At 74.2% G+C, this 12,046-nt stretch carries 11 protein-coding genes; 7 read left to right on the plus strand and 4 right to left on the minus strand.

Annotated features, from left to right (window positions below):
- The first annotated feature begins 26 nt into the window (after nucleotides 1-26).
- Nucleotides 27-935, plus strand: a complete 909-nt coding sequence (locus PP1_RS10280; RefSeq protein ID WP_075314017.1) for an alpha/beta fold hydrolase — start codon at nucleotides 27-29, stop codon at nucleotides 933-935.
- Here PP1_RS10280 and PP1_RS10285 read toward each other — a convergent pair.
- A complete protein-coding gene (locus tag PP1_RS10285; RefSeq protein ID WP_010229340.1) occupies nucleotides 917-1,612 on the minus strand; it encodes a response regulator in 696 nt (231 codons plus the stop codon). The genes PP1_RS10280 and PP1_RS10285 overlap by 19 nt on opposite strands.
- The gene (locus tag PP1_RS10290) at nucleotides 1,609-3,249 is read right to left on the minus strand and encodes a sensor histidine kinase (RefSeq protein WP_010229342.1); all 1,641 of its coding nucleotides are present in this window, start codon (nucleotides 3,247-3,249) and stop codon (nucleotides 1,609-1,611) included. Before PP1_RS10290 ends, PP1_RS10285 begins: the two co-directional genes overlap by 4 nt.
- 67 nt (nucleotides 3,250-3,316) lie before the next feature.
- Between PP1_RS10290 and PP1_RS10295 the strand changes: the two genes are divergently transcribed.
- The 6 genes from PP1_RS10295 (at nucleotide 3,317) to PP1_RS10315 (ending at nucleotide 9,344) form a co-directional block, all read left to right on the plus strand.
- Nucleotides 3,317-4,324, plus strand: coding sequence for a Bug family tripartite tricarboxylate transporter substrate binding protein (locus tag PP1_RS10295; RefSeq protein ID WP_010229345.1), 1,008 nt, complete (start codon nucleotides 3,317-3,319; stop codon nucleotides 4,322-4,324).
- A gap of 168 nt (nucleotides 4,325-4,492) precedes the next feature.
- Nucleotides 4,493-5,890, plus strand: coding sequence for a GntP family permease (locus PP1_RS10300; RefSeq protein ID WP_010229347.1), 1,398 nt, complete (start codon nucleotides 4,493-4,495; stop codon nucleotides 5,888-5,890).
- Between the two features lie 9 nt (nucleotides 5,891-5,899).
- Nucleotides 5,900-6,241 (plus strand): HD domain-containing protein, encoded by a 342-nt coding sequence (locus PP1_RS10305; RefSeq protein WP_010229349.1) that lies wholly within the window; start codon nucleotides 5,900-5,902, stop codon nucleotides 6,239-6,241.
- A gap of 251 nt (nucleotides 6,242-6,492) precedes the next feature.
- Nucleotides 6,493-7,662 carry a dimethylsulfone monooxygenase SfnG gene (gene sfnG / locus PP1_RS10310; protein ID WP_010229351.1) on the plus strand — a complete coding sequence of 390 codons (1,170 nt, stop codon included), beginning with the start codon at nucleotides 6,493-6,495 and terminating at the stop codon, nucleotides 7,660-7,662.
- Between the two features lie 148 nt (nucleotides 7,663-7,810).
- On the plus strand, nucleotides 7,811-7,882 hold the full coding sequence (locus tag PP1_RS31575; RefSeq protein ID WP_369821704.1) for a putative leader peptide: 72 nt from the start codon (nucleotides 7,811-7,813) through the stop codon (nucleotides 7,880-7,882).
- 214 nt (nucleotides 7,883-8,096) lie between these two features.
- Nucleotides 8,097-9,344, plus strand: coding sequence for an acyl-CoA dehydrogenase family protein (locus PP1_RS10315; protein ID WP_010229352.1), 1,248 nt, complete (start codon nucleotides 8,097-8,099; stop codon nucleotides 9,342-9,344).
- 410 nt (nucleotides 9,345-9,754) lie between these two features.
- Here the strand turns inward: PP1_RS10315 and PP1_RS10320 are convergent, their stop codons facing one another.
- Nucleotides 9,755-10,576 carry an NAD(P)H-binding protein gene (locus PP1_RS10320; RefSeq protein ID WP_010242251.1) on the minus strand — a complete coding sequence of 274 codons (822 nt, stop codon included), beginning with the start codon at nucleotides 10,574-10,576 and terminating at the stop codon, nucleotides 9,755-9,757.
- 90 nt (nucleotides 10,577-10,666) lie between these two features.
- Nucleotides 10,667-11,977, minus strand: coding sequence for a TMEM165/GDT1 family protein (locus PP1_RS10325; RefSeq protein ID WP_050802561.1), 1,311 nt, complete (start codon nucleotides 11,975-11,977; stop codon nucleotides 10,667-10,669).
- Between the last annotated feature and the right edge of the window lie 69 nt (nucleotides 11,978-12,046).

The following is a 12,046-nucleotide window of genomic DNA, read 5'->3' on the forward strand; positions in this document are numbered from 1 at the left end:
TGATCGTCCTTTGGCAGGCTGCGCACGTGGAGCGCGAGGTCGAGATCGAGCCGGGCGTGACCCTGTGGGTGGAGGACCTCCCCGCCCACCGCGAGACCCCCGCGCACCCCGTCCTGCTCGTGATGGGTGCGAACGCCTCCGGGATCGGCTGGCCCGACGCCCTCGTCGAGCTGCTGCGTGAGCGGCACCGCGTGGTCCGCTACGACCACCGCGACACCGGCCGGTCCTCGCACGCGTTCGAGGACCACCCGTACGGCATCGCCGACCTCGCCGGGGACGCGCTCACCGTGCTCGACGCGTGCGGCATCGGCCGCGCGCACGTCGTCGGCATGTCGATGGGCGGGGTGCTGGTGCAGCTGCTCGCCCTGGACGCGCCGGACCGGCTCGCCAGCGCCGCGCTGCTCTGCACGGCCGCGCTCGGCGCGGACCTCGCCGGCCTGCCCGGGCCGCCCCGGGACGTGCTGCGGATGTGGCAGGAGATGCACGACCCGCGCGACGAGCGCAGCGAGCTCGCCTGGCGGGTCGAGCACTGGCGGCGGCTCTCGGGCGGGGCGCTGCCGTTCGAGCCGGCCGAGTTCGAGGAGCTCGAACGACGCGTGATGGCCCACTCCGGCCGGGTGGAGGCGCCGACCGCGCACGCCCAGGCCGACCCGGGCGGGCTGGACCGCGGCGACGAGCTCGGGTCGATCACCGTCCCGACCCTCGTCGTCGAGGCCCCGGCCGACCCGGTGAACCCGCCGCCGCACGCGGCGTTCCTCGCCGAGCGCATCGCGGGCCGCCGGGCCGCGCCGCCCGTCCGGCTCGTGTCGATCGAGGGGATGGGCCACGCGCTGCCGTCGGCGGTGCTGGAGCCCCTCGCGTGGAAGCTGCTGGAGCACGCGGCGGAGGCCGAGGACGAGGCCGCCGGAGCGCCGGGTCAGCCGACCCAGCGGTAGCGGCGCTCCGGGCGCCCGGTGCCGCCGTAGCGCAGCCGCACCGTCGCCGTGCCCGTGGTGACGAAGTGCTCGAGGTAGCGGCGCGCGCTGACCCGGGACAGCGCCGTGGCCTCCGCACACTCGGTGGCCGACAGGTCGGCGTCGCCGGCGCCGGTGTGCTCGCGCAGGGTGCGCGCCACCAGGTCCGCGGTCGGGGTGGTGAGCCCCTTCGGCATCCGTTCCGGGCCACCGGCGGACCCGGCGGGCATCCCGCCGGTGCCGCCGAAGAGGCGGTCGATGTCGGACTGGCCGCGGACCCGGTCCAGGTCGCGGCGCAGTCGCCGGGCCCGGTGCACCTGCGCGGCCAGCGCCGCCGAGTCGAACGGCTTCACCAGGTAGTGCAGGGCGCCCCCGTGCAGTGCCGCGGCCACCGTGTCCGGGTCGTCCGCGGCCGTCACGACCAGCACGAACGAGTCGTCCGCCGCGCCGGTCCGGAGCCCGCGCAGCACCTCGATGCCGGACATGTCGGGCAGGTACACGTCGAGCAGCACCAGGTCGGGGCGCAGCTCCGCCGCCCGCTCCAGGGCCTCCGCGCCGCGGTGCGCCACCCCGACGACGGTGCAGCCCTCGATCCGCTCCACGTATCCCGAGTGGACCTTGGCGACCATGAAGTCGTCGTCGACCACGAGCACCCTCACCGCTGCACCTCCTCTCCCGTCGTCGCCGGTTCCCCGGCCACCGGCAGGACGGCCACGAACACCGCTCCGGTGCCCTCCGCCGCGTCCTGCACCGCGATCATCCCACCGCGCCGCAGGCACGCCTGCCGGGCGAGCGCCAGGCCCAGGCCCCGGCCGCCGATCTCGGCGGCCTTGGTGCTGAACCCGGCCCGGAACACCTCCTCGGCGAGCTCGGAGGCCACGCCGGGGCCGGAGTCGCGGACCTCGATCCAGACCTCGCCGCCGTCGTCGTCCCCGCCACCGCTCAGCCCGATCTGCACGCGGCGCTCACCCGACCGGCCCGCCGTCGCGTCGACCGCGTTGTCGATCAGGTTGCCGAGCACGGTGACGAGGTCGGCGGACAGGTCCGGGTCGCGCTCCGGGTCGGTGGGCTCCAGCCGTGAGTCCGGGTCGAACGTCAGCTCGACACCGCGCTCGGCGGCCCGGCTGTTCTTCGCGACCAGCAGCGCCGCCGTCGCCGCGTCGCCCACCCGCGACGACACCTCCCGCCGCCAGCCCTCCGAGGCGGCGACGATCCCCGCGACGAACCGCCGCACCTCCTCGTGCTCGCCGAGCTCGGTCAGTCCGGCGATGGTGTGCAGGCGGTTGGAGAACTCGTGGGCCTGCGCGCGCAGCGTGTCGGTGACGGTGTGCGAGGCGTCGAGGCGGTGCTGCAGGGTGGTCAGCTCCGTGCGGTCCCGCAGGGTGACCACCGCGCCGACCTCGCGGCCGTCGAGGCGCACCGGCATCCGGTTCAGCACCAGCGCCCGGGTGTCGCGCAGCACCAGCTGGTCCTCCCCGGCGGCGGCGCCGGTGAGCACCTCGCGCAGCCGGTCGTCCAGGCCGAGATCGGCGACGGGGTCGCCGGGCCGGGCGCCGGGGAGCTCCAGGAGCTCACGGGCGACCGGGTTGAGCAGGGTGATCCGGTCGGCGGTGTCCAGCCCGACCACGCCCTCCTTGATCCCCAGCAGCATCGCCTCCCGCCGCTGCACCAGCTCGACGATCTCGCCGGGCTCCAGGCCGAGTGTCTGCCGGCGGACCCGGCGGGCGAGCAGCAGCGACCCGGCGACGCCGACGCCGAGCGCGAGCCCGAGCAGCGCGACCGTCTCGGTGCGGGCCCCGGCGAGCGACTCCCACAGCGACGGCGCCCGGATCCCGGCCGACACCAGCCCGGCCACCGCACCCCGGTCGTCGATCACCGGGACCTGGGCGACCACCGTGCGGCCGTCCGGGGCGCCGACCCAGGCCCGGCCGGCCGGCGCGGTGCTCGCCCCGGGATCGAACCGCTCGCGGACCCGGGACGGGTCCGGCGACGTGCGCACGACCAGGCCCGCGTCGACGATCTCGATCTCGTCGGCGCCCGACAGGTTCTCCGCGCTGCGCGCGAACGACGGCAGCAGGTCGTACTGGCGACGCTGCAGGGCCTCCCGCACCGTGGGGACCGACGCGACGTCCTCGGCGACCGAGAGCATCCGGCGGCCCTGCGTCTCGCGGAACGACTCCGCGGACTGCACGGCGGCGAGCGCCGCGACCGCACCGAGCAGCACCAGGACGACCACCAGCTGCCAGACCAGGAACTGGCGCGCCAGCGGGGTCCTCGTGCCGCCACGCCGTCCCACCGGCCCAGACTAGGCTGGTCCGGGTGTGCCCGGCGCACCCTGCCGGACCGACCACAGGACCCAGCCCATGACCGACACCGCCACCGGTGGTCCCGCCCGTCCGTCCCGGCGGACGTTCTGTGCGGGCGTCGCCGCGGGGCTCGCCGCGCTCGCGACCGGCGCGGCCGCGGGCTGCGGCGGCCCGGAACCCGTCCGCGGGCTGCGGTTCCTCGTCCCGAACGCGCCCGGCGGCGGGTACGACGTGACCGCCCGCAGCGCGGCCAAGGCGCTGTCCGACGCCGGCATCACCGGCCCGGCCGAGGTGTTCAGCCTGCCCGGGGCGGGCGGCATCGCGGGACTGGGCCGGGTGGTGAACGAGGCGGGCAACGACCGGCTGGTGCTGAGCATGGGTCTCGGCCTGGTCGGCGCCACCCGCTCCGCCGACGCCACCGGGCTCCTCACCGCGGCGACACCGCTCGCCCGGCTGACCCGCGAGACCGAGATCGTCGTGGTGGCCCGCGACTCGCCGTTCCGCGACCTGCCCCAGCTGCTCGCCGCGTGGCGCGCCGACCCGGCGGGCAACGCCGTCGGGGGCGGGTCGTCGACCGGCGGCCCGGACCACCTGGCGACGATGCTGGTCGCGGAGGGAGCCGGGGTGCCGCCCCGGCGCGTCGGCTACGTCCCGCACGACGGCGGTGGCGAGCTGCTCGCATCACTGCTCGCCGACGAGGTCACCTTCGGGGTGTCCGGGCTGGGCGAGTTCGCCGACCAGATCGCGTCCGGCGCGCTGCGCATCCTGGCGATCACCGCGGGGGAGCCGATCCCCGGCGTCGGCGCACCGACCCTGCGCGAGGCCGGCATCGACCTCGAGGTGACCAACTGGCGCGGGATCCTCGCCCCGCCCGGTCTGACACCCGGCCAGGCGGGCGGGCTCGACGACTGCTTCGCCGCGATGGTCCGCACCCCCCAGTGGCAGGACGTGCTGCGCCGCAACAACTGGCAGGACGCCTACCTGCCCGGCCCGGAGTTCGGCACCTTCCTGCGCAGCGAGGACGAGCGCGTCGGCCGGGTGCTCACGGGCCTGGGTCTCGGCTGAGGAGCGCCGGCCCGTCCCGGCCGTGACCACAAGTTCCGCAATGTCGTTCGTGTCCGCAAGCTGGACCGTCCACGCGGTACGGAGTGATCGTTTCGAGCGGAACGTCACCTCTCGCACCGGCGCGTTGTTCCCCGACGACCGGTCGACGCCGTCGTCGGAAGGGACCTCGTGGAGAACTGGACATCGCCGCTGGGCACCGGACCGCTGCTCGGGATCGCGCTCGGCGCGATCGTCGTGCTGCTGGTGGCCATCATCCGGTTCAAGATCCACCCGCTGCTGGCGCTGACCGTCGTCTCCGCGCTGACCGCCTTCGCGGCCCGGATCCCCGCCGACGCGGTCCTCGACGTGCTGGTGGACGGCTTCGGCGAGACCCTCGGCGAGGTCGCCCTGCTGGTCGGGCTCGGCGCCATGTTCGGCAGGCTCGCCGAGGTCAGCGGTGCCGCCGGGGCCCTGTCGGACGCCCTGGTGAGCCGGTTCGGGGACCGCCGGGCGCCGTTCGCGCTGGGCGTCGCCTCGCTGCTGTTCGGCTTCCCGATCTTCTTCGACGCCGCCTTCATGGTGATGCTGCCGATCATCTTCACGGTCGCCCGCCGGGTCGGCGGCGGCGTGCTCGTGCACACCCTGCCCGCGGCCGCGGCACTGTCCACGATGCACGTGTTCCTGCCGCCGCACCCCGGGGCCGTCGCGTCGACGGTGCTGCTCGGCGGCGACGTCGGGCTGGTGGTGCTCATCGGCGTCCTCGTCGCGGTGCCGACCTGGTACCTGGGCGCGTACTTCTACAGCGTCTGGATCGGCCGCCGCATCGTGCTGCCGGTCCCCGAGCTGCTCACCGGTGGCCCGCAGGCAGACGACGACGAGACCGGCCCGCCGCCCCGGCCGCGGGTCGTGGTGGGGCTTCTCCTGCTGCCGCTGGTCCTCATCTTCGCGAACACGCTGGCCGCGACCCTGGCGGACACCGGCGCCGTCGACCCCGATGCCCCGTGGGTCGTGCTTCCGCAGTTCCTGGGGGCGACCCCGGTCGCGCTGCTGATCACCGTGTTGGTGGCGACCTGGGTGCTGGCGACGCGCCGCGGGCGCCGGGCGGCGTTCGTCGAGGACCTCCTCGACAACGCGCTCAAGCCGATCGCGCCGGTCGTGTTCATCACCGGGGCGGGTGGCATGTTCGGTGCGGTGCTGATCGCCAGCGGGATCGGCGACGCGCTCGCCGGGACGCTCGGGGCGACCGGCCTGCCGGTGATCGTGTCGGTCTTCCTGGTCGCGGCGATCCTGCGGATCGCGCTCGGCACCGCCACCGTGACGATCACGACCGCGGCCGGGCTGCTGGGTGCCTCGGTGGTCGAGGCGGGGCTCGGTCCGGTGCAGACCGTCGCCGTCGTGCTGGCGCTGGCCGCCGGGTCCTCGATCTTCCCGCACGTCAACGACGCGAGCTTCTGGCTGATCGGGCGGCTGCTCGGGATGGACGTCCCGACGACGTTCAAGACCTGGAGCGTGATCAAGACGCTGATCTCGCTGGTCGGGTTCGCGCTGTCCTGCGTCGTGTTCGTGCTCGCGTCCCTGGCGGGCTAGTTTCGCCGGGTGGGATTCGACGCCGCCCGTGCGCTCGCCGAGACGCTGCTCGCACACCAGCGCCCGGAGTTGTGGATGCGGGCGCAGCGGGCCGCGATCCGGGCCCGGGAGCTCGCCGAGGAGCGCGGCCTCGACCGGGACCTGCTGATGACGGCGGCGATCCTGCACCCGGTCGGGCACTCCCCCGTCGTCCGGCGCAGTGGCGACCCGGTCCGTGACGCCGCCCGGTTCCTCGGCGCGCGCGGGTTCGACCCGCGGGTGGTCGAGCTGGTCGGCGGCGGCACGGACGGCCCGCACGCCGAGGCCCTGCGGACCTGCGCGGACGGGCAGGCCGACCCGTCCGCGCGGTGACCTCGCCCCCCACCGGTTGACAACGCACCTACCCGCGGGTTCGGTGGTGGTGTGGTCGCTTTCCTGCTGACGCGACGCCGTCACGTCGATCACCTGGTCGTCACGAGCCAGGCCTGTCGTTGATCTGCTGATCCGCGGGTCCGTTTCCTCTCTTTCCTCCGTTTCCTCCCACGGGCGTCCGAGCACGCCCACTCCGCCGTGTCCGGCATGCCCGGCATGTCCGGCGGACGACACCCTGGAGTTCATCCCCCATGACCGACACCACCGCCGACAATCTCGACACCACACTGAACGCACAGATCAGTGAGCCGCTGAAGTTCGCCTACTGGGTGCCGAACGTCTCCGGCGGCCTGGTCACGAGCACCATCGAGCAGCGCACCGACTGGGGCTTCGACTACAACGTGAAGCTCGCGCAGACCGCCGAGAACAACGGCTTCGACTACGCGCTCTCCCAGATCCGCTACATGGCGAGCTACGGCGCCGACCACCAGCACGAGGCCACCAGCTTCTCGCTCGCACTGGGCCTGGCCACCGAGCGGCTCAAGGTCATCGCCGCCGTGCACCCCGGCCTGTGGCAGCCCGCCGTGCTGTCGAAGTGGATCGCCACCGCCGACCACCTGACGAAGGGCCGGATCGCGGTCAACGTCGTCTCCGGCTGGCTCAAGGACGAGTTCACCTCGATGGGCGAGCCGTGGCTGGAGCACGACGAGCGCTACCGCCGCACCGACGAGTTCATCCGGGTGCTGCGCGAGATCTGGACCGCGGGCGACGGCGGCGCCGAGTTCGCCGGCGACTTCTACCGGGTGCACGGCTTCGACCTGAAGCCCAAGCCGGTCGACGTCCCCGGCCGCCCGCACCCGGAGATCTTCCAGGGCGGCAACTCGACGGCCGCCCGCCGCAACGGCGGCCGCGTCTCCGACTGGTACTTCTCCAACGGCAAGGACTACGACGGCTTCACCGAGCAGGTCGAGGAGGTCCTCGGCCACGCGAAGACCGCGCCGCGGCTGCAGCCCGTCCGGTTCGGGCTGAACGGCTTCATGATCGCCCGGGACGACGAGAAGGAGGCCCGGGACACCCTGCGCGAGATCATCGAGAAGGCGAACAAGCCCGCCGTCGAGGGCTTCCGCGACGCCGTCCAGCAGGCCGGGAACTCCACCGGCGACAAGCGCGGCATGTGGGCGGACTCGTCGTTCTCCGACCTGGTCCAGTACAACGACGGTTTCAAGAGCCAGCTCATCGGCACGCCGGAACAGATCGCCGACCGCGCCATCGAGTACAAGCGGCGCGGCGCCAACCTGCTGCTGCTCGGCTTCCTGCACTTCCAGGAGGAGGTCGAGTACTTCGGCGAGAAGGTCCTCCCCATCATCCGGGAGAAGGAGGCCGAGCTCGCCGCCCGCGAGCCGCGGCCGGTCACGGTCTGAGCCGATCCACCGACGGGCCCGGCGGGCGGCACGCTCGCCGGGCCCGTCCGCGCCCGGACGCGGAACCGGTCCGGACAACCCCCCGTGAATCCCAGTGCGGGGGACGCGCCATTGACGTCCTCGCGCATTCTCGCGAACACTGGGAATCGTGCAGTCCACCGAGCTCACCCGTCGACGCCACGTCGACCTGTCCCGCGTGAACTCGTCGATCTGTCGCTGATCACCGCCGCGCCGCACCGTCGCCGACCTGCGGCGCAGCCGTCGGAGCCCGGTTCCCGCCGCGCCCGCCGGTGATCACCCGACACGGATCCCCGCCGTCCTGGGACGGGCACCGGATCACCGTTCCCGCACACCCCGGAACCGCCGGGTCACGTGTACGGAAACGGTGACCGGCGCCTGCCCGGACGCATTCTCTCCCCGACGAGGAGACACGCATGACCACGACCGAGAACCGTTCCGGCACCGCCACCGTCGCCGAGGTGGTCGACTGGACCGCCGCGCCCGCCCCCACCGACGAGGCGGGCTGGCTGCGCCGGGCCGGCGAGGTCCGCCGCATCCTGGAGCGCGACGCCGCCGCCCGCGACCGCGCCGGCGCCACCCCCTACGACGAGGTCGCCCTGCTCAAGGAGTCCGGGCTCGTCACCCTGCTCGGCCCGGTCGAGCACGGGGGCGGCGGCCAGGAGTGGCCGACCGCCTACCGGGTGATCCGCGAGGTCGCCGCGGGCGACGGCTCGATCGGCCAGCTGCTCGGCTACCACCTGCTGTGGTTCTGGGCGGCCCGGCTGGTCGGCACGCCCGAGCAGATCGAGGCGGTCGAGGCCGACGCCACCCGGAACCGCTGGTTCTTCGGCGGCGCGGTCAACCCCCGCGACTCCGACCTGCTGATCCGCGACGAGGGCGACGAGATCGTCTACAACGGCCGGAAGAGCTTCTCCACCGGCAGCACGATCTCCGACGTCACGGTGCTGGAAGGGGTACTGGAGGGCACCGACACCCACGTCTTCGCGATCGTGCCCAGCGAGCAGGACGGCATCGTCTTCCACGACGACTGGGACAACATCGGCCAGCGGCTCACCGAGAGCGGCAGCGTGACGATCACCGACGTCCGGGTGCCGTGGGCCTCGGCGGCCGGATTCACCGACAAGGCGTTCCAGCCGCGGGTCTACAACACGCTCAACGTGCCGACCATCCAGCTGGTGTTCGTCAACTTCTACCTGGGCATCGCACGGGGCGCGCTCGAGACCGGCGCCCGGTACACCCGCACCGTGACCCGGCCCTGGCTGCACGGCGACGCCGAGCGCGCCGTCGACGAGCCCTACCAGCTCGACCTCTACGGCGACTACCGCTCGAAGCTGTGGGCGGTCGAGGCACTGGCCGACGCCGTCGCCGAGGAGGGGCTCGCCATCCACCGCGACGCCTGGAACGTCACCGAGGAGCAGCGTGGCGAGCACGAGGTCCGGGTCGCCGCGGTGAAGGCGCGGGCCACCGACGTCGCGCTGGAGATCACGTCCGGGATCTTCGAGGGGCTCGGCGCCCGCGCGACGTCCGCGGAGCTCGCGTTCGACCGGTTCTGGCGCAACGTGCGCACGCACACCCTGCACGATCCGGTGGCCTACAAGCGCCGCGAGGTCGGCGCCCACCTGCTGCGCGACGAACTGCCGCAGCCCACCTGGTACACCTGACCGCCCACCCGGGCGCGGTGGCGCTCCGCCACCGCGCCCGCCCCGGCCCGCCCCGGCCCGGCCCGGCCCGGCCCGCAAACGCTCACCGGTTCAGGCCAGGCTCACCCGATCGCACGAGCGGGGCCGCATTCCGTGAGCGGCCCGGCGCGGCACGGCCCAGCGCGGCGCGGCGCGGCGCGGCGCGGCACCCAGACGCTCACCGGTTCCGGCCACGCTCACCCGATCGCATGAGCGGGGCCCTGTCGCGTGAGCGCCCCGCCTCGTCCTGCTCTGCCCCGCGCTGTCCTGCGCTGCGAGGCCCGCAGATGCTCACCGGTTCCGCCCACGCTCGCCCGATCCCGTGAGCGCGGCCGTACCCCGTGAGCGCGGCCGTGGCCGAGGAGCGGGGGTGCGGGGTCGGGTGCGGTGTGTCAGGTGATCGCGGCGCGCAGGCGGTCGGCGTGGGAGTGCGCCCAGGCGGCGACGGTCGTCGCGGGACGGCCGGTCACCTCCTCGACCACGCCGTTCGGGGCCGGTTCGGCGTCGTGCAGGAAACCCAGGATCGTGTGGACGACCATCTCGGCGGCGTCCCGGCCGGCCGAGGGCTCCAGCGCCGCGACGGCCTCGTCCGGGGTGACCTGCTCGAACCCGATCCCGACGCCGGTGGCCTCGGCGATCGCGGCCACCGCGTCACGACGGCTGACCGGTTCCGGGCCGGTCAGCGTGAGGGCCCGGCCCGTGTAGCCCGGCGCGGTCAGGGCGACGGCGGCGACCTCGGCGATGTCGGTCATCGCCGTCGGCGTGCTCGCCAGCTCCGGCCACGGCTCGCGCACGACCCCGGTGGCCCGGATCTGCGGGAGCCACATCTCGTAGTTCTCGACGAAGTCGGCGGGCCACAGGTGCGTCCAGGCGGGGCCGGCGGCCTCGACGGCCTTCGTCACGGTCCCCCACCAGCTGTCCGGCTCACCGGTCAGCGCCACGACGTGCTCCACCCCGGCGTCCGCGGCCGCCGCGAGCACCTCGGCCGCCGTCGGCTCGTACGGGGCGAGGTACATCGCGCGGACCTCGTCGAACGCCCCGTCCAGCGCGGCCGGCCGCCGGACCGAACCGCGCACGGCCTCGACGCCGTCGGGCAGTGCGGCCCGCGCCGGGTCGACGGTGAGCGCGCGCACGGGCTCACCGGTGCGGGCGATCAGGTGGTCGACGACCAGCCGGCCGATGTTCCCGGTCGCCCCGGTCACCAGGATCGTCATGGGCTCTCCCTCCGACGCCGGGGCCGCGCCACCGCGGCCCCTGACGTCGTACACCGTACCGGAATTACCGTACGGCGTACCGGGACGAGGTCAGCCGACCCGGGTGTGGTCGTCCCCGGCCGTGGCGTCGCCGTCCGCCCCGGTCCGGCGGACCCGTGGCAGGAACCGGCCGGTGCGCAGCCGGTAGGCGTCGTACTCGGGCCCCAGCGCGCTGCCCAGCCCGGGCTCGTACACCGCGCGGGCCTGGATCTGCACCGCGACGAGGATCAGCACCCCGGCGAGCACCCCGAGCAGGGTCGGGGCCATGAACAGCATCCCGGCGCAGCCGACGATCAGCCCGGTCAGCGCGGGGTTGCGGACGCGGCGGTAGAGGCCACCGGTCGCGAGCACCGGGCGTCGCGCGGCGTCCGGGTCCCCGGCGGCCGCGGCGCCCGCCTCGGTCGCGCTGCGCCGCCACACCGTGCCGAGCTGCAGCATGGCGACCGCGACGACGGCGAACCCGAGCAGCAGCAGACCGGCACCGACGACCGCCACCGCGGGCCGGGACAGCACCGAGATCGGCTCGAGCACGTCCAGCGCGACCAGCAGCGGGGCACCGAAGCCGAGGACGGCGGCGACGACGAACAGCGTCCGCGCCCACCAGGCCGGACTGCCCGGGGCCCTGGCCACGTCGAGCCGGCGTTCCCCGCGGGCCCGGTGCGCCCGGCCGCGGACGACGAGCCCGGTCCCGACGGCGACCAGACCCAGCGCCAGCGCGGCCCAGCCGAATCCCTGGTGACCCATCGCGTCGGCGAGCCGGGCCCAGGCGTCGTCGCCCCAGACCTGCGGGACGGCCTCGGCGAACAGCCAGGCGCCGAACACGAAGAACATGATCGCGGCACCGACGGAGATGACCCGCTCGGGGAGCTTCTGGCCGAGCTTGCGGCCGACGACGATGGCCAGCGCGTCGGCGGCGACCATGCCCAGCGTGGAACCGAGCCACACGCCGAACCAGCTGTACTGGGTGGCCAGGGTGATCGTGGCGAGCATGGTCTTGTCGCCCAGCTCGGCCAGGAAGAACGCGACCGACGCGGCGACGACGGCGGACCCGCCGGCCCGCTTGGCCTTCTGCTCCTCGTCGTCGGTCAGCGAGTCCCCGCGCAGGGTCCAGGCGCCGAACGCGACGAAGGCCACCGACGCGACCAGCGCGATCCAGCCGGTCGGGATCGACGCGCCCAGGCCGTACCCGACGGCGACCGACACCAGGTGGGTCACCGACGTGGCGATCGTGATCCCGACGAGCACCGGGATCGCCTTGAAGCGCGTCGCGAACGTGAGAGCCATGAGCTGGGACTTGTCCCCGAGCTCGGCCACGAAGATGACGCCGAAGCTGACCGCGAACGCAGCCAGGAATCCGTCCATGTCCATCCCTCGATCTCGCTCCGGATCGAGGGGTACGGGTGACCTCGATCCGGATCATCCGGATCGAAG

The organism is Pseudonocardia sp. P1, from assembly GCF_000178675.2.
In the GTDB taxonomy this organism is placed as follows: Bacteria; Actinomycetota; Actinomycetes; order Mycobacteriales; family Pseudonocardiaceae; genus Pseudonocardia.